This window comes from Candidatus Aminicenantes bacterium (assembly GCA_026393855.1).
Taxonomy (GTDB): domain Bacteria; phylum Acidobacteriota; class Aminicenantia; order Aminicenantales; family UBA4085; genus UBA4085.
Genome location: JAPKZJ010000011.1, coordinates 1 through 17,665, shown reverse-complemented (window position 1 = coordinate 17,665; position 17,665 = coordinate 1). Strand labels below are relative to the sequence as shown.

Below are 17,665 nucleotides of genomic sequence, written 5' to 3'. Positions count from 1 at the left end.
GATTCAGTTCAGCGGGACGGTCTTCATCATCAGGTTTTCGATGAAGAACTCCATCATCCGGTCGTTGTTGACGGCGGTGTGTCCGCGGTCGGGGCCGACCTGGACTTCGAAGTTCTTGCCGGCCGCCTGCAGGGCGGTGATGAGTTGCATGGCGTTGGTCGGGTGGACGTTGTTGTCCGCCGTGCCGTAGTAGAGCATCAGCCGGCCTTTGAGGTTTTTGGCGTAGGTCATGGCGCTGCCGGCCTCGTAGCCTTCCTTGTTCTCCTGCGGAATCCACATGTATCGCTCGGTGTAGATCGAGTCATACTGGTACCAGGAGGTGACGGAGGACTGGGCGCAGGCGGCGGTGAAGACGTCGGGGTGGCGCAGCAGGCACATGGCCGAGGCGTAGCCGCCGTAGGACGTGCCAAAGACGCCGACCCGGGTCTTGTCGAAGTAGGGCCGGTCGTAGAGGGACTTGACGCCGGCCGCCTGGTCGTCCATCTCCACGACGCCGAGCTTCAGGTAGATCGAGTCCATGGCCTTCTTGCCGCGGCCGGAGGAGCCGCGGAAGTCGAAGGAGGCCACCAGGAAGCCGTACTCGCAGAGCGCGGTCGGAGCCATGTACGACTCGCGGGCGCCGTTCCAGCCGGGTCCGGCGTAGACGCTGACCAGCAGCGGGTACTTTTTGGCCGGGTCGAAGTTGGAGGGAAACTGCAGGACGCCGTAGAGGTCGGTCGTCCCATCGGCGGCCTTGAACTTGAACAGCTCCGCTTTCCGGAAGCCCAGGGCGTCGGTCTTGGAGGTGTCGGTCTTGGCCAGATCGGCCACCAGCTTGCCCTTGGCATCCATCAGCCGGATGATCGGAGCGACGTCGTGGGTCTGGGCCGTGTCGACGAAATACTTTCCGTCCGGCGACAGGGACGCCTGGTGATTGAAGGCCGGATCGGTCAGCCGGACATCCTTCTTGCCGTCCAGGCCGACGCGATGGAGCTGCATCATCATGTGGTTGGCGCCGTCGCGGGCCATGTAGTAGAGCTGGCCGGCGGCCTCATCGACCTTGACGACATTGGCGACTTCAAAGGGGTGGTTCGTCACGGTGGCCAGGAGCTTGCCGCCGACGTCATAGAGGTAGAAGTTACGGAAGCCGCTTCGCTCGGAGATCCAGAGGAACCGCTTGTTGTCCTTGAGCCAGGTCATCGGGGGGCTGTTCTCGACCCAGCCCGTGGGCCATTCCTCGCGCAGGATGACGCGGACCTTCCCGGTGGCGGGATCGGCCGCCGTGAGCTCGAGGATGTTCTGGCGTCGGTTGGTCCGGGTGAACATCAGCTCTTTGCCGTCGGGGGTCCAATTGACCCGATAGATGTAGTGGCCGACCACACCGTCGTCGAAGGGCTTGCCGTCGCGGGCGTCGATCTTGACGGTCGTCTTGGCGGCGACGTCGTAAATATAGATCTCGGCGATCGGGTTGGGCTGGCCGGCCTTGGGATAAGCCTCGATGTCGGCCTTGCTGTAAAGCTTGACCTGATCCATCTGGAGGATGTAATCGGGGACTTTGCTCTCGTCGAATCGGTAAAAGGCGATCTTGGTGGAATCGGGCGACCACCACATGGCCGTCGTCTGGGCCAGTTCTTCGCCGTAGACCCAGCTGGCCGTGGCGTATTTGATGCGAGCCTTCTCGTTGCCCTCGGTGGTGACGGGAATCTCGTTTTTGCCCTCGCCGTCGGCCATCCAGAGGTTGCGGTCCTTGTAGAGGGCCTTCCACTTCTTGTCCGGAGACAGGGCCTCGGCCATCTGGCGGCCGCGCTCCACACCGGCCCGCATCATGGCCCGGTCGGGCGCCTGGCCGGTGGGGGCCGGGGCCTCGGCGGCCTTCTTGGTCGCCAGGTCGAATTTCCAGGTCTTGCCGTCCTTCGGGAAGGTGAAGGACTTGCCGTCCTCGGCCCAGCGGATGCCGCCCATGCCCATCATGCCGGCCCGGGCTCCGCCCGCACCGCCGCCCTGGAGCTCCTTGCTCATCTTGGCGTACTGCTCGTAGCCGGGGTACGTCTTGAGGCGATCCTGGGCGCCGGAAACGCCGGCCAGGAAGGCCATCAGGACGATCAGGATGAATACGGTTCGTTTCTTCATCGGGTCTCCTCTTTTTAGATAATCAGTTCAATCTCGGCGCCGCATCAGCGGGTCGAGAACTTGTGGATCGTTCGGGTGCGGTAGATCTCGCCGGGTCGCAGGATGGTCGAAGGGAAGGCCGGGTGGTTGGGCGAGTCCGGGAAGTGCTGGGTCTCCAGGCAGAAACCCCAATGCTGGCCATAAACCTGCCCGCCCTTGCCGGCGATCGTCCCGTCGAGGAAGTTGCCGGAGTAGAACTGGATGCCCGGCTGGTCGGTCAGGATCTCCATGACCCGCCCGCTTCCGGGCTCGAACACCCGGGCGGCCAAAGCCATCGCCCCGCCCCCGGAATTCAGGACATAGTTGTGATCGTAGCCGCCGGCAACCTGGGCGATGCGGGCGCCGATCGCGGTGGGCTTGCTGAAGGCCATCGGCGTTCCCGCGACCAGGTCGAGCTTGCCGGTCGGAATGAGGCCGGCATCGACAGGTGTGTAACGGTCCGCGGCCAGCAGGAGCTCATGCGCCAGGACGTCGCGTTTGCCGCCCGTAAAATTGAAGTAGCTGTGGGAAGTGAGGTTGACCGGCGTCGCCTTGTCCGTCACGGCTTCGTAGTCGATCCGCAGCTCGTCGTCGTTGGTCAAGAGATAGGCGACGCTGACCTTGAGATTGCCGGGATAACCTTCTTCGCCGTCCTGGCTCAAATAGCCAAGCTTGACGCCGACCCCGTTGGCTTCTTCGAACGGCTCTGCCGTCCAGACAACCTTGTCGAAGCCTTTCAATCCGCCGTGCAGGCTGTTTTCGCCGTTGTTGGCGGCCAGAGTGTAGGTTTTGCCGTCCAGGGTGAAGCGGGCTTTGGCGATCCGGTTGCCGGTGCGGCCGACGATGGCCCCGAAATAGGGAGTGGTTTTGAGGTAACCATCGAGGGATGCATATCCCAGGACGCAGTCGGCGAGAGCGCCGGTCCGATCGGGCAGGTCGAGCGAAACGAGGATGGCACCGTAGGTCATGATCCGGGCCTTGAGGCCATGCCTATTGACCAGAGTGAAAATATCGACGGCCGTGCCGTCGGGCAGGAGTCCGAAGGGGGCTTTGGTGACGCTCATGGTGGGTTGTCCTTTCTCGGCGGCGGGTGCTGGGGCCGGCGCCTCGGTCTTGCGGCATCCGCCGGCGGCGGCCAGGAGGGAGAGGGCGATAAGGGCAAGGGGCAGGGCTTTCTTCATGCGGATCCTCCGGCGGCGGGAGAACGATGTCGGCTCATGGGAAATAAAGCCAAAAAATAACAGAAATCGGGGGGAAAGACAAATCCGGACACCGCCCGGGAACTTCCGCCTCGGGGCTTCCGTATATTACAGGCGAGACCTATTTGTCTCATGGAGGATACGATGATCAAGCAAGCCCGATGGATTTTCGCCCTACTCGCTGTTTTGGCCCTTTCGACCGCTCTTACCGCCCAGGTCGCTTCCCAGCCCGCCCAAGCTGTCCCGGCCAAGCCCGAGGATACGCTGAAGCTCTACGCCGAGATCGCCGGCGAATACACTTTCGACTTGGGCGGACAGACCCAGGTCATCACGTTCGCCATCAAGGACGGCGCTCTCTATGGCGCGCCGGCCGGCGAATCCCAGGAGCTTCTGGTGCCGGTCAAGGACAAGCCCCTCAACTTCGGGGTCACGGTCTCGAGCAACGGCAACTCTTTCCAGCTCGAGTTCGTCCGCAACGACAAGGGCGTCATCTTCAAGTGCGTCCTGAACGGCGACGGAATGACGATCGAAGGATTGAAGACGATCAAGTAAGGGTCTGGCTCAAGGCCCCCGTGGCCGGGTCTTTGAAGATCCGCTTGGTCTGGCCGTCCGGCATCTTCTCGGTTTTGATCAGCACGAGTCCGCCGGAAGCGCTCGCCTTCGTCCCGATCGCGCCGGCGCCTGCTCCGACGGCATCCGCCGCCCACCGTTCCAGCCGGACCGGTTGCCAGCATTTGGATTTGGCCGAGGCATAGCAGGCATCGATGATGGCGTTGACGACATAGCCGTCCAGGAACGTCTCGCGCGGCGCCCGCCCCTCGTCCAGGGCGTCGAACATGTCCCGAAACATATGGACGTAGCCAAGGGCGTGGACCTCGTCCCCGACCGGAAAGAGCCAGCCTTTGTCCCCCTCGGCCTTTTCGGCCACATAGCCCCCCTGCCCGACCGCGGTGAACATCTCGAACCCGGTCCGCAGAAAGTGATCCAGCCGGATCGTCCCTTCCGTCCCCGCCACCTCGTCGCGCAGGTCCATCCCGCCGCGAAAGGTCCAATTGACCTCGACTTGGCCCAAGGCGCCGCCTTCGAAGCGGATGAGCGCCAGGCTGGAGTCTTCGGCGTCGATCGGATGGACGAGCGTGTCCGCCGTGGCCAGCACCTCAACCGGGCGCAGGCCCTTGCCGGCAAAGCTGCGGATGATCTCGATGCAGTGACAGCCCATGTCGACCAGGGCCCCACCGCCGGCGATGGCCTTGTCCCAGAACCAGGCGCTGTGCGGGCCGGGGTGGGTCTCGCGCGAGCGGACCCACAGAATGCGTCCGAGCGCGCCGGCCCGGACGGCGTCCAAGGCCTTGAGCGTCTTGGGGGCATAAACGAGGTCCTCGAGGTATCCGGCGAAAATACCGGCCTTCTCGACGGCCTCGAGCATCTCCAGGGCTTCGGCCGCGGTGCGGCCCAGCGGCTTGGTGCAGAAGACGGGCTTGCCCGCCCGGGCCGCCAACAGAACGGCCTCCTTGTGCAGATTGTTGGGGACGCCGACGATCACGGCGTCGGTGGTCGGGTCCTCGACCGCCGTCTTCATGTTCGATGTCGAGCGGGGGATGTCCCACTTGCGGGCGAAGGCAAGGGCCTCCTCCTCGGTCTGTGCGCAGACGGTCCCGACCCGGTCGCGGCCGCGGCCGCCGTGCAGGGTCATAGTGTAGAACGTGCCGATCAAGCCGGCGCCCAAGAGGGTGACATTATGGGTCTTGTTCATGGCGGATTCATCCTAAAACGCGGCGGTGCCGATTGCAAGTATAAGGAGCAGGCGGATGCCGCGGACCCCTTGACCCGGGGGCGAAGCCGAATAAACTAAAGAGCGTTCCCCCGTCGAGAGCACCCCGTCGGCCGGAGCGACGCCGAGCCGACCAAATTGATTCCAGGAGGCCTGTGATGAATACGCATAACAACCGCCCCTTCGACGGACGATGCGCCGGAAGGATCCGGGTTCCGCGGATCGGTTGGATGGTTTTGATCATCGGCGGGTTGGGGCTCGCCCTCATCCCAGCCGTTTCGGCCGGCTGGAGCGCCCAGGCGCAACCGGCCGCGGCTCCCGCCAAGCCGGATTATAGATCTCTCTTCCTGGCCGTGGGGTTCTCCCCCGCCTCGCCCGCGTTCTCCTACTTCTCGGTGGATTCGCTCGGCGGCGGCAAGCTAGCCTGGAATCCCGTCCTCGACGAGGCGCCGGCGGATTCGCCGCTGCGGCTCAAAGGGGAAGGCGAGGGCGTGTTCGTCTATGCGCCGGCCGAAAAGGGAGCCAGGCCGGCCTGGACGGTCAGCGTCACCGGCAAGAAGCTTGTTCTCCGCTCGACTTACGTCCCGGGACTCGATCCCCGGCCCTTCGTCCTGACTCTCAACCAGAAGTCCAACCACGCCACCCTGCTCGGGCTGATGAAGCCGGGGGAGAGGCGCATGGCTTTGCCCTGCGTCCTGCACCTGCCGGACATGGGCTCGCTGAAGATCAAAGCGAGTGTCCCCGGCCTGGCCTTGGATTACGACGCCCGCCGCTACGTCAAGACGCCGTTCGTGCGCGTGGCCTTTCCCGCCGCCACGGCCGCGGCGCCGCGCCTCGAGTACGAGCTCGAAGTCGCGGCGATCTACCCGGCCCTCCGCGGCCTCGGCGCCGATCCCCGCTATGACGGCTATCGCCGATCCTTCCTCAACCTCTTCCAGGTCAACCCGCGCGTCCAGATGCTGGCCAACAACGCCTCGAGCGACCCGGTTCCGTTTACCCTCTACATGGACGCTCTGATGGCGGAGACGGCCCCCGAGCTGGTCGAAGGCCTGACTTGCCTGGACTTGGTCCGCATGACCCTCGACCGCTATCTCGCCGGAGCCAAGGGCTACGGCCTGGTCGGATACGCCGTCGAGCCGGGCGACGCGGATCTTGTGGCCTGGAAAGCGCCTTGGAACTCGCTCGATACTTACCCCTCGCTGCTCCTAGCGGCCTGCGCCTACGTCTCGGGTTCGCATGATTTGGCCTGGGGGCGAGCTCATTACGAGGGGCTGGCGGCCTGGGCCTCGGCCATGATGGGCTCCGACAAAAACGGGAACGGGCTCATCGAGCACCCCCACACCGGAAACTTCGGCGACCGGGCCACCGCCGACAAACGCCCCTCCAACTGGTGGGATACCATCAATTTCGGCCACGAAGACGCCTATGCCAACGCCCTGGCCTACAAGGCTTGCCTGGATTTCGCCGGGCTGGCCCGCTCGCTCGGCCGTCCGACCGACGCCGACGCCTACGCGGCCAAGGCGGCCAAGCTGAAGGCGGCCTACCAGAAAGCCTTCTACAATCCCGCGAGCGGACTGCTGGCGGGATGGAAGAGCGCCGACGGAAAGCTCCACGACTACGCGTTCACCTTCGTCAACGGCATCGCCGTCGCCTTCGGGCTGGTCGAGGGGCCGGCTGCGAACAGCCTCATGGACAGGCTGCTCCTGAAGATGCGGGAAGTGGGTTTCTCCGGATTTCGCTATGGCCTGCCGGGCAATCTCGTTCCCATCCCGAAGGGAGACTACGTCAACCATAATTGGGCCGGCGCCCGGGAAGTCGGCGAACCGTCGCTCGAAGACGGCAGCGACGCCTTCCAGATCTATGAGAACGGCGGGGTTACGGCCTGCTACGCCTATTTCACCGTCAAGGCGCTCTACAAGCTCGGCCGGGCGGCCGACGCCCGGATGATCTTCCATCCCATGCTGCAATCCTATGCGGCCGGCGATTACCAGGGCTTCTGCGACGACGGAAGGTCCAAGGACTGGCGCGACTGGAAGGGCGGCTGCCACGGCTACGAGGGCCTGCTCTGCGACGGCTTCCTGGCCCTGCTGTGCGTCGCGGACGACCTGGCGGCCAAACCGCCTAGTCCAGCCGGTAAGTAAGAATCTTCCAAGGCGCGGCGGCGATCGCCAGGCGGCCGTCCTTGATGGACGCAGCGCCGATTCGATTTCCGAGCAGGTCGATCGCGGCGGCATTCTTCAAGGGCAGACGGAGTCCCACGCGTGCGGACGAAGCGCGGCCTTCGGTCTCGACGGCACGAAGCTCGTAGCCGCCCGCGGGTATCCGGCGGAATGCGGTGACTTCGAGGCCCTCGCCTTCCACACCCAGAAAGCTCCGCGAGGCCGGCTCTCCGCCGGCTCCCGGCTTCCGCACAACGCAATCCAGGGGCCGGGCCAAGGCGGCCGCGGCGCGTCCCCGCTCGGCGTTGCTCATGGGCCCGCCGTGCGGCCAAAGGCCGTAGCGGTACTCGGCGTAGGCCGGCCAGCCGAACTCGCCGGTGAAATGCGACTCCCACTCGCGCATGGCCAGGTTCGAGATCCGACCGCCCTGCTCCTTCCGGAAATACTGCGTGCCGGCGTGTAGGACGAGCAGGCTCCGATCGCGCCCGACGAGATCGACCCAGGTCAGGGCGTGGAAGGCGAGCTTAGCCGTCTCCTCGGCCCCGAACGGAAAATCGCGCAGAATTTTTTGCACGGGAAAGCCCGGCGCCAACGACATCCAATAGCCTTCTTTGATATCCGGCGGATTGACATCGGACTGGGGCGGAACCTGGGCCAGGACGCGGACCGTGACCTCGACATAAGGGCGGCCGGCGGCCAGGGTGATGCGAGTCTCGAACTTGAGATAAGGCCAGGAATGCTGGGCCCGAACCGTGGCCCACAGGGGCCCTCGGGCCAGCCAATCGATCCGGCCGCTCGAAGCGGCGCTGTCGTATTGCTCCGGCGGGTTCGGCCGGGTCGACAGGCTTTTAGTCGGCTTGCCCGTGAACCGCGGGAACGCGGCGGCCGCGGGATCGAGCGTTTCGCCGCAGCCCGCCTTTCCCTCCAGCCCGGCGATGCCGCCGGTCTTCGCATCGAGACGCACCTTGATGAACTCGTTTTCGAGGACGAGGTTCGCCTCGTCGAAGCGGAGCGAGGCCGGCGTGGGATCCGTCTTTTCACCGGAATACCGGACGGCATAGGAATCGTAGCCGGCCGCCGGAACGTCCCGGGCCAGGAAGACGACTTCGGCCATGTCGAGAAAGCCGTCCGCCCCTTCGTCCGCTTTGGCCACCTGCGAGGGAACGATCCGGCCCGAGCGATCGCTCACCACGATGCTTTTCGTCTTGGCCGGTAAAGGATAAAGCCGCCCCGTCGAGACGAGGTCGGTGCGGGGCCGGGCCTGGGCGTTGAAGACGAGCGCGGTGCCGTCGTTCGGCGCCCCCGTCGGGCTCCCGACCCGGTCGCCCAGAAACGCCAGCGCCGCGTCGAGGACGGCCTGGCCCTGCCGGCGGGCGGCATCGATGTGGTTGTAACCGAGAGCGCCCCAGGTGAAGTTGTGCAGATCCTCGATGCGGTCGAAGGGGGCCATCCGGTCGCCCTGCCAGCGCGAGTATTCGCAGAGGCCGACGTCGTGGCTTTGCGAAGCCAGCAGGTCGCGCCAGGCCTTTTCCATAGCCTCCGCCCGCGACGCATATCCCTGGGCCGCCGCGATCGCGTCGAACGTCTCGGCCGCTAGAAGGAGGGGCTCCACTTTGCGGTCGAGGATGCGGATCTGGTCGCCGCCCAGGCCCCAGGTCAGCGACTTGTCCCAGGCGTCCATGGGCAGGTAGACGGCGTCGGACGCCTTGCGACTGTATTTGTCCAGGTAATCCTTGATGGTCACGAATTCCACTTGTTCGAGGGCCCGGTAGCGCTCGGGCGCGGTGAGATAGGCCGGCGTCTCGGGCGACTCCCAGCCGAACTCCTCCCAGGCGAAGATGAGCGGCTTGCCCAGGGCGGAGAGCTTGCGGAACTCGGGCGAGGCGGCCAGCTTCTTGAGATCCGGCGCGTATCCGAAAAGGGCGTTCTTGGGGACGCACGGAACATCCGTGCCATCGATCCCCCGCCAGCGCAGGACGTTGACGTCCTGCCGGGGACAGCCGGCCCGGCCCCACGTGTCGAGCTGGGCCAGACTGGCATATGGAAACCCAGCCAACGCTACGATCTGCGGGATCTGGGGGTGGGTGAACTCCTCCTCTTCGAGGAACGTGGCCATCTCGTAGCCGAGGGTCCGACGGATGACCTCCCGGCCCATGACGATCTGGCGGATGTTCGATTCACCGCCGATGGTCGTCCCCATCGGCTGACCATAGGTGCCCCCGATCAGCTCGACCTTGCCCGAGGCCAGGTAGGCTTTCAGCCGCTCGGCCACTTCGGGGAACTTCTCGGCCATGAACTCATAGGCGCGGGCATCGAGGTTGATGCAGGTTTTGACGTGCGGCGGCCGGTCGGCCATTTCCATGGCGTCGGTGGCGGACAAGACGCACGACTCGATGCCCAGCTGCCAGCCGATGCCGATGTAGCTCCAGTGATTGCAGATGGTCAGGCACAGGCCGGGCGAGGCCTGGGCCGCGGCTTGGAACGGCCGGGCCAGCGCGGGCCAGGCGGCGAGCACTCCGGCTCCTCCGGCCGTACTCGTGCGCAGGAAATCTCTCCGAGTCATTTTGGGTTTCATCATTGGAGGCTCCCTTGATTCAGCATCGCGACTTCAATCTCATATGCCAAGCCGGGATTTTTTTCAATCTAAAAACTCGGCGGATTCGAGGCCAACCTTTTCCCGTTCCGGTCAGTATGTCATGATAGGCGGGCCCGAGCGGCGGGCTCTATCTCCGCGAGAATATCGGGCGGCCCATCCAAGGAGGCTGAGGTGAATAAATTCAAGGCGCTGATGGCGATCGTTCTTTTGGCCGCGGGCATTCTGCCCGCCCAATTCGGCCGCGTCGAGCCGCCGACGATAATATCCCGCCAGGTCATGGCCGAAATCGTCAACGAATCCTCCGGGGACATGGCCCTGCAGAACGAGATCCTGATCGCCGGCGTCAACGTCAATCGCCGGGCCGAGGAATACGCCAACGGCTACTTCGAGCCGAAGTTCCTGATCGAGAAGCTCCGCGCATACGGCGTCCCGGACGCCCGCATCATCGACCTGCCCGCGGCCCAGGCCAAGCTGTGGGACGCGGTTTCGGCCGAGCTCTGGGTCACCAAGCCGAGCTTGCTCAAGATCGCCGACCTGGACGAAGTCCCGGCCAGCCTCTGCTCCGGGAGCGCGGACGCCGACGTCACGGCCGAGCTCGTCTACGTCGGGCCTGGAAATAAGGAAAAATTCTATGAGGGGAAGGACGTCAAGGGCAAGATCGTCCTGGTCAACGGCTACGCCGGCGGAGCCCGGGCCTTGGCCGTCGATAAATTCGGCGCGGCCGGCCTCGTCGCCTATTCCTCGAGCCACCCGGAATTCGATCCCGACCAGGTTGGGTGGAGCGGCATCGGATCGGGCGACAAGCTGAAGCCGACCTTCGGCATCATGGTCTCGACCCGGCAGGGCAACGACTTCCGCGATCAGCTCGAGCGCGGGGCGAAGATCGAGCTTAGGGCCGTGGTCAAGGCCCAGATGGTCCCCTATAGGGAACAGATGGTCGAGGCCCTGATCAAAGGCACCGATTTAGCCGCCGAGGAGCTCGTCTTCACCGCCCACCTCTATGAAGGCTACGCCAAGCAGGGCGCCAACGACGATATCTCGGGCTGCGTGTCCCTGCTGGAAACGGCCCGGGTTCTGCAGAAGCTCGTCGCCGACGGCAAGATCCCCCCGCTGCGGCGCTCGGTGCGCTTCCTCTTCGTTCCCGAAATCTCGGGGACGATCGATTACCTCAAGAAATTCCCTGAGATCGGCAAACGCTTCTTCGCCAACATCAACGAGGACATGGTCGGCGAGTCGCTGGCCCGCAACCGCAGCTTCTTCTGCGTCGTCCAGACCCCGTGGTCGCTGCCCACCTGGCTTAACGACGTCATTCGCGTCTATGTCGACTGGATGGTCGAGACCCAGCGCTACGACGGCGCCGGGACCCTCTGGCCCGTCTGGTCGCCCACCGGCACCCGCGACCCGTTCCCCGCCGTCATGGACAAACATTCCGGCGGCAGCGACCACATCGTTTTCGTCGACGGCGGCGTCCGCGTCCCGGCGGTCATGTTCATCTGCTGGCCCGACATGTGGTACCACTCCAGCGGCGACACGCCGGATAAGTCCGACTCGACCCAGCTCAAGCGGGTCGTCGTCCTGTCGACGGCCGCGGCCGTCACGCTGGCCGGGGCCGGACCGGCCGAAGCCGAGAAGATCATCGTCGAGGTCGGCGGCAAGGCGCTGGCGCGCCTCGGCCTGGATAAGATCCGAGCCGAGCGCCGCCTCGCCGACGCCCCGCCGGCCGACGTTTTCGCCGCTTATAAGGACGCCCGGAACATCCTGGCCCAAGGCTTCGTCCGCGAGGCGGAGACGCTCGAATCGACGCGTTTCTTTATTAAATCCGATCCGCGGCTAGGGACGCTTCTGAAAAGCCAGCTCAACCTGCTGGAGGCCTGCCGGGCGCCCTTCACGAAAGTCCTCGACGAGGCTTATCAGTCGCGCTGCCGCGCCGATGGAATCAAGCCGCAGGGCGTCGCGGCCACGGCCGACGAAGTCCGGCTGGCCAAGGTCGTCCCGGCGCGGACGGCCAAGATGACGGGCCCGCTCAACCTTGAGGAGTACTATGCCTTGGACCTGGACAAGGACGCGCGGCCGCTCCTGACCAAGCTCAGCGCAACGGAGAGCGAGATCCGCAACTTCGTCGACGGCCGGCGGTCGGTCCTTCAGATCCGGGACGCCGTCGCGGCGGAGGCCGTCTTCAAGAACGTCCCGGCGCCCGTGCTGGTTGACGTTGAGAGCTTCCTGAAGCTGCTGGAGAAGTTTGGCTACGTGACCCTGGGCCAGACAGCAAGCCGGTAGCGGGAGCTTTTTCCGCCCAGGGGGCGGCTGATTGGCTTGCAAATAGTTGAACTATTCGCCATTCTACTTGCGTTTGGTTCAACTGAACGCAACCGCGTTGTCGGCAGCGTTGATTTCCTGCCGGGCCGATGATAACTTGGAGCGGCGATCCCGCTTCCCGGAGGTTGATCATGACCCGCCGCCGCCGTTTATCCGCCATCACTCTTTTCTTCGCGTCCGTCCTATTCGCGTCCGCGTACCCAATCCACGGCGCCGCCCGGGAAGCCCAAGGCCGGCCGAACGGCGGCGTCCCGATCGTTCCGCCCAACGCGCCCGCGCAGATCGATATCCATGACGGCCGCATCGTCGCAATCTACGCCGGGCAGACGATTTTCGAGGGAACGTTCGCGGGTAATCCGGCCAAGCTCCAAACGCGGTCCCGGGTCTTCCGGACGGGCGAGCGGATCGAACAGGTCGTCTACTTGTTCGGCGGCGGCAATCCGCCGCTCAAGCTGGCGGGCCTTATCCAGGGCGGCGCCGAATCATTCGCCTGCGAGGCCGACCGAAGGGACCGCCGCGGCGCCGGCCCTCTCATCGTCCGGCACGTCTCAGGCCGAAGCCGCAGCCTCCTCAACCGGGCCGTATACGACCGCTCTTCCGATTGGGCGCTGTCGGTCGACGCCGGCCCCTCGGCCGCCGTGGCGCCCGAGGGCGATGCGGCGGGTACTTTCCGCCTGACCGCAAGCGGCAACGAGATCATCCTCCGCTTCCGGCCCCGCTTCTACCAAAAGCACCGTGGCCTGGCCTTCTACGAACCCTGGACTTACAAGCCATGGCCGGGCTCCGTGGCCGGCTGGATATCCTGGTTCGCCTTCTACGCCGACATCACCGAGAAGGACGTCGTGGAGACGGCGGCCGTCTTTTCCGAGGCGCTCAAGGCCTACGGCTACGACTACTTCCAGATTGACGACGGCTTCCAGCAGATCCAGGGCGCGCCGGAGAAGTGGCTCAACCCCAACGTTAAGTTCCCCAAGGGCCTCAAGTATCTGGTCGACGTCATCAAGAGCCACGGGCTCATCCCCGGACTCTGGACGGCGGCTTCATGCCTGGATGAGGGCCTTCCGGCCGCCCGCCCCGAGTGGTTCGTCCGCGACGCCGCGGGCAAGCCGGTCACAGGCAATTGGGTCGGCGCCGTCCTGGACGCCTCGATCCAGGCCGCCCTGGACAACATCGTGACCCCGCTCTACAAGGGGCTGATGGCCCAGGGCTGGCGCTACATCAAGCTCGACGCCCTGCGCCACCTGCGCTACGAGGGCTACAATGCCAACCGGGACTACTTCGAGAGGAAGAAGGTCGACCCCGTGGCCGCCTTCCGCCAGTACGTCCAGACCGTCCGCAACACGATCGGGCGGGACACATTCCTTCTGGCCTGCTGGGGCATCCGGCCCGAGCTCATCGGCCTGGCCGACGCCTGCCGGATCGGCGACGACGGCTTCGCCTACGCCGGGCTGTCGCAGTACAACTCCTTCAACAACGTGGTTTGGAGAAACGACCCCGACCACATCGAGCTCGACGCGGACGGATACCGTTCGACCCTGGTCACCACCCTGACCGGCTCACTGATGATGCTGACGGACAAGCCGGCCGTCTATCGCACCGCGGCCATCGAGCCGGCCAAGAGGACGGCCCCGGTGCTCTTCACCCGGCCCGGCCAGATCTTCGACGTCGACCCCTCGCGCTCGGACCAGATCGGCCGTGTGGATTCCGAGGTCAGCGGCTCCGGGCCGCGGCCGTTCGACGCCGGCTATACCCCGGCCTGCTTCCTTTATTCGCTCGAGATCGAGCGGCCGTTCGAGAGCTGGCTCGTCCTCGGCCGCACGGGCGGCGACTTCGCCGAGATCCGGCTGGCCGACCTCGGCCTCGATCCGGCCAGGGAGTATTTCGTCTTCGAATTCTGGTCCAAGCGGCTGCTCGGCAGCTTCACCGGCTCGTTCGCCCCCGGCCCGCTTGATCCGAAGTTCCGCTCCCAGGCCTTTGTCATTCGCGAGCGCCTGCCGCGGCCCCAGCTTCTGGCCACGAGCCGCCACATCACGGGAGGCGGGGTCGATCTGGACGACGTCCGCTGGGACGGCTCGGCCCTGACCGGAAAAAGCCGCGGCGTTAAAGGCGATCCCTACGTCATCTATGTGACGGAGCCGACCGGCTTCGTCCTGGACCGAGCGGATGCCGACGGGGCCAAGGTGGAGAGGACCGAGCGCGAGGGCGGGATCGTCAAGATCACCCTGGCTCCGGCCGCGAACGGCCCCTTTTCCTGGACGACGCGCTTTTCCCCCCGCTGAAACGGCAAGGAGCCACAGATGAAAACCGCCCGTTTCGCTCTCGCCGGAGCGGCCCTCGTCAGCGCCTCCATCCTGCTCGTCGCCGGACAAGCGCCTGCGCCGCAGCCGCGCGTGTCCAGCCCGCTCGAGTTTTCATCGAATTTGCCCGCGCTCGACCGGGCCTTCGCCTGGGCCAAGGCCCAGGCTCTGGACTACGTCTTCACCGGCGATCCGGTCGGCGATTGGTATGAGGCGGCCCTGCCCCGGCGCGAGGCCTTTTGCATGCGCGACGTCTCGCACCAGGCGGCCGGCGCCAACGCCTTGGGCCTGGCCGCGATCAACAAGAATCTCTTCCGCAAGTTCGCCGCCAACATCTCGGAAGCCAAGGACTGGTGCACCTATTGGGAGATCAACCGGCACGATCGGCCGGCGCCCATCGACTACCGCAACGACAAAGAGTTCTGGTACAACCTGCCCTCGAACTTCGACGTCCTCGACGCCGTCGGACGCCAATATCTCTGGACCGGGGACCGCACCTATCTCGACGATCCGGCTTTTTTGAACTACTACGAGCGCACGGTCAAGGATTACGTCGAGCGCTGGGCCCTGGCCCCGGACAAGATTATGTCCCGGCCGGCGATCATGAACCTGGCCGTGCCTCTCGACCCCAAGGACCCGTACCGGGCCAGCCGGGGTCTCCCCAGCTACAACGAGGATGAAGAGGGTCTGAACGTCGGGGCCGACCTGCCGGCCGCCCAGTACGCGGGCTATAGGGCTTACGCGCTGCTGCGCCGCGCGCGCGGCGACGCCGCCGAAGCCGCCGCCTTCGACAAGAAAGCAGCCGATCTCAAAACCTTCTTCCATCAAACCTGGTGGGATCCGGCCGCCGGACGCTATTTCGTCTTCCATTCTCCCGACGGCCTCTTCCGCCACGGCATCGGCCAGGAATTTCTGGTTTATTACGGCGTGACGGCCGAGGGCGGACCGACGAGACAGGCTGTCCGCGAGCTGGTTCTGCGCCAAGACATCAACATCGAAATGAGGTCCTATTATCCGGAGATTCTCTTCCGCCACGGCGAGGACGCCGCCGCCCTGCGCACAATCCTCTATCTTTGCGATCCGGCTACCAAGCGGCGCGAATACCCCGAAGTGTCGTTCGCCGTGATCGGCGCCCTGGCCTGCGGCCTGATGGGCCTCGAGCCCGATGCTCGCGACGGTTCAGTGACCACGCTCCCCGGCCTGCCGGTCGATCTGAAACGGGCCGAGATCCGGAACGTCCCGGTGCTGGGAACGGTCGTTTCCGTCAAACACGAAGGACGGGGCCGGACGGAGTTCCGCAACCTCGGACCTTCGACAATCGTCTGGAAAGCCGTCTTTCGCGGCCGCCACGATACGATCCAGATCGACGGGCGGGTTCAAAAAGCCATTCTCGAAAAAGGCCCGGACGGCGGCGAGATCTCGTTCGTTCGGATCCCGGTCGAACCCGGGCGCACCGCGACTGCGGCCGTTGAGACCATGCGGCCATGACCGGGATCAACGCTGAATCCGCCGCCGCCGCGCTCTCCGTCTGGCGCATCCATCCGGCCCGCATCCGGCCCGATCTGGACATCACCGGCAGCCCCGAACGGACACTGGCCCGCGTCGTGGTCGAGGACGAGGCAGGCGCCCTCTTCATCCTGGAGCGACTCGACCCGGCGGTATTGGAGAGAAAGCGCGAGATCGCCCGTGCCGTGGCGGCGCTGGCGGCCGATCTGCCCGAGGTTTTGCCCTTTCTCGCGGCCGAAACGGGAGAGACCGTCGTCAAAACCGAAGCGGGTTTCTTCCAGGTTTCGCGCTACATTCCCGGAGTCGCCCTCCCCCGCCCCGAATACCTGGATCAAGCCTGGCGGGGTCCCGCCCTGGCCGATTTCCTTGTTCGCCTGCGCCGATCGGAAGCGGCCGGGACGCTCGCCTCCGCCGGCGGTTCGGGCTTTTCTCTGGCGACATTCATCCGACGCTTCGCATCCCGCCTGGCTGAACACGAGCCGGCCCTACTCGAACGGGTACGCCCCGCGCTCGAGCATCTGGGAAAGAGCTTGTTTCTCCGGGAAGACGCCCTGCCCCAAGCCTTCGCCCACGGCGATTACCACCCTCTGAACATCGTCTGGTCGGCCGAGGGCATCCGCGCCGTCATCGATTGGGAGTTCTGCGGCCGCAAACTCGAGCTTTACGACGCCGCGATTCTCGTCGGATGCCTGGGCATGGAGCATCCCCGGGCCTTGGGCGAAGACATCGTCGTTGCGGCGATCGGGCGCCTGCGCGCCTCGGGCGCCTTCGCCGCGGAAAGCTGGGCTGATTTCTTCGATCTGGTCCTCGGACTTCGTTTCGCCTGGCTGTCCGACTGGCTGAAGCGCAAAGACGCCGAGATGATCGATCTCGAGGCCGTCTATATCGAGCTGCTATTACGGAACAAGGACATCCTTCTCCGGAATTGGGGACTTTAAGCTGACACGTCTCTTAGGCAACGTTATCTCCCCCTGAATCGTATTCAAAAGGGGGCCGCTTTTTCCGATCGACCCCGCAAGGACCGGATAGAATCACGCGAGGACGCGGACGATCGTTGGGAGAAGATGGATGTTGCTAAAATTCGCACTGCTGATCCTGACGGCTTTCAATCCTGCCCCGGCTTTCTTCTCTCCCCAGGCTAATACGTCGCAGGCCATTCCGTCCGTCGATCGCCTGACCGATTCCTTTGAACAAAGAGCCAACGAAGACATTTCCCCTGCCCTGGTCATGGACCTAGTCGGCGTCAAGCCCGGCATGGTCATCGGCGAGGTGGGCGCAGGCCGCGGCCGGGTGACGGTCCACCTGGCCGATCGCGTCGGCGAAAAAGGCAAGATCTACGCCAACGACATCGATACATCCTCCCTCGAATATCTGCGCAGCCGTATCAAGCGGCTGGAGCTGACCAACGTCGAAGTCGTGGATGGCCTTGTCGACGACGCCCGCCTCCCCGCCGGCGCTCTGGATATGATCCTCATGGTCATGGTCTATCACCATCTGGACAAGCCGATCCCCATGCTCCGGAACCTGCTTCCTTGCCTGAAGCCCGGAGGCGTAGTGGCCATGGTCGAGCCGTCTCCCGCCCACACTGAGAGGGGGATGCGGGATCTGACCCGGCAACAAGTCGCCGAGGAGGCGGCCGAAGCCGGGTATAAGCTGGAAACCGTGATCGAGGGGAAGTTCGAGCACGAAAACGT

General features: G+C 64.9%; 11 protein-coding genes. 7 read left to right on the top strand and 4 right to left on the bottom strand.

Features of this window, described 5'->3' with window-relative positions:
• Positions 1 to 3: 3 nt before the first annotated feature.
• Positions 4 to 2,109, bottom strand: a complete 2,106-nt coding sequence (locus tag NTZ26_01420) for a DPP IV N-terminal domain-containing protein (GenBank protein MCX6559150.1) — start codon at positions 2,107 to 2,109, stop codon at positions 4 to 6.
• A 44-nt stretch (positions 2,110 to 2,153) separates the two neighbouring features.
• Positions 2,154 to 3,308: a galactose mutarotase gene (locus NTZ26_01415; protein ID MCX6559149.1), complete on the bottom strand. Its 1,155-nt coding sequence runs from the start codon at positions 3,306 to 3,308 to the stop codon at positions 2,154 to 2,156.
• 162 nt (positions 3,309 to 3,470) lie between these two features.
• On the opposite strand from NTZ26_01415, the gene NTZ26_01410 reads away from it, so the two are divergent.
• On the top strand, positions 3,471 to 3,878 hold the full coding sequence (locus tag NTZ26_01410; protein MCX6559148.1) for a hypothetical protein: 408 nt from the start codon (positions 3,471 to 3,473) through the stop codon (positions 3,876 to 3,878).
• Here the strand turns inward: NTZ26_01410 and NTZ26_01405 are convergent.
• On the bottom strand, positions 3,871 to 5,079 hold the full coding sequence (locus NTZ26_01405) for a Gfo/Idh/MocA family oxidoreductase (protein MCX6559147.1): 1,209 nt from the start codon (positions 5,077 to 5,079) through the stop codon (positions 3,871 to 3,873). The genes NTZ26_01410 and NTZ26_01405 overlap by 8 nt on opposite strands.
• 176 nt (positions 5,080 to 5,255) lie before the next feature.
• Between NTZ26_01405 and NTZ26_01400 the strand changes: the two genes are divergently transcribed.
• A complete protein-coding gene (locus NTZ26_01400; protein MCX6559146.1) occupies positions 5,256 to 7,238 on the top strand; it encodes a hypothetical protein in 1,983 nt (660 codons plus the stop codon).
• Here NTZ26_01400 and NTZ26_01395 read toward each other — a convergent pair.
• A complete protein-coding gene (locus tag NTZ26_01395) occupies positions 7,219 to 9,834 on the bottom strand; it encodes a twin-arginine translocation signal domain-containing protein (GenBank protein MCX6559145.1) in 2,616 nt (871 codons plus the stop codon). The genes NTZ26_01400 and NTZ26_01395 overlap by 20 nt on opposite strands.
• 189 nt (positions 9,835 to 10,023) lie before the next feature.
• Here NTZ26_01395 and NTZ26_01390 point away from each other — a divergent pair, with 189 nt between their 5' ends.
• The 5 genes from NTZ26_01390 to NTZ26_01370 form a co-directional block, all read left to right on the top strand.
• Positions 10,024 to 12,129 (top strand): M28 family peptidase, encoded by a 2,106-nt coding sequence (locus NTZ26_01390; protein ID MCX6559144.1) that lies wholly within the window; start codon positions 10,024 to 10,026, stop codon positions 12,127 to 12,129.
• Between the two features lie 170 nt (positions 12,130 to 12,299).
• On the top strand, positions 12,300 to 14,447 hold the full coding sequence (locus NTZ26_01385) for an alpha-galactosidase (GenBank protein ID MCX6559143.1): 2,148 nt from the start codon (positions 12,300 to 12,302) through the stop codon (positions 14,445 to 14,447).
• Between the two features lie 18 nt (positions 14,448 to 14,465).
• Positions 14,466 to 15,953 (top strand): hypothetical protein, encoded by a 1,488-nt coding sequence (locus NTZ26_01380; protein ID MCX6559142.1) that lies wholly within the window; start codon positions 14,466 to 14,468, stop codon positions 15,951 to 15,953.
• Positions 15,950 to 16,909, top strand: coding sequence for an aminoglycoside phosphotransferase family protein (locus tag NTZ26_01375; protein MCX6559141.1), 960 nt, complete (start codon positions 15,950 to 15,952; stop codon positions 16,907 to 16,909). The genes NTZ26_01380 and NTZ26_01375 overlap by 4 nt, the downstream gene beginning before the upstream one ends.
• Before the next feature lie 130 nt (positions 16,910 to 17,039).
• Positions 17,040 to 17,665 (top strand): class I SAM-dependent methyltransferase (locus NTZ26_01370; protein MCX6559140.1); only part of this gene is annotated, 626 nt, incomplete at its 3' end.

What these genes read in the sequence shown, in the direction of transcription:
- NTZ26_01420 (MCX6559150.1), bottom strand. Translation starts at nt 2,109, where the DNA reads ATGAAGAAACGAACCGTATTCATCCTGATCGTCCTGATGGCCTTCCTG.
- NTZ26_01415 (MCX6559149.1), bottom strand. Translation starts at nt 3,308, where the DNA reads ATGAAGAAAGCCCTGCCCCTTGCCCTTATCGCCCTCTCCCTCCTGGCC.
- NTZ26_01410 (MCX6559148.1), top strand. Translation starts at nt 3,471, where the DNA reads ATGATCAAGCAAGCCCGATGGATTTTCGCCCTACTCGCTGTTTTGGCC.
- NTZ26_01405 (MCX6559147.1), bottom strand. Translation starts at nt 5,079, where the DNA reads ATGAACAAGACCCATAATGTCACCCTCTTGGGCGCCGGCTTGATCGGC.
- NTZ26_01400 (MCX6559146.1), top strand. Translation starts at nt 5,256, where the DNA reads ATGAATACGCATAACAACCGCCCCTTCGACGGACGATGCGCCGGAAGG.
- NTZ26_01395 (MCX6559145.1), bottom strand. Translation starts at nt 9,834, where the DNA reads ATGATGAAACCCAAAATGACTCGGAGAGATTTCCTGCGCACGAGTACG.
- NTZ26_01385 (MCX6559143.1), top strand. Translation starts at nt 12,300, where the DNA reads ATGACCCGCCGCCGCCGTTTATCCGCCATCACTCTTTTCTTCGCGTCC.
- NTZ26_01380 (MCX6559142.1), top strand. Translation starts at nt 14,466, where the DNA reads ATGAAAACCGCCCGTTTCGCTCTCGCCGGAGCGGCCCTCGTCAGCGCC.
- NTZ26_01375 (MCX6559141.1), top strand. Translation starts at nt 15,950, where the DNA reads ATGACCGGGATCAACGCTGAATCCGCCGCCGCCGCGCTCTCCGTCTGG.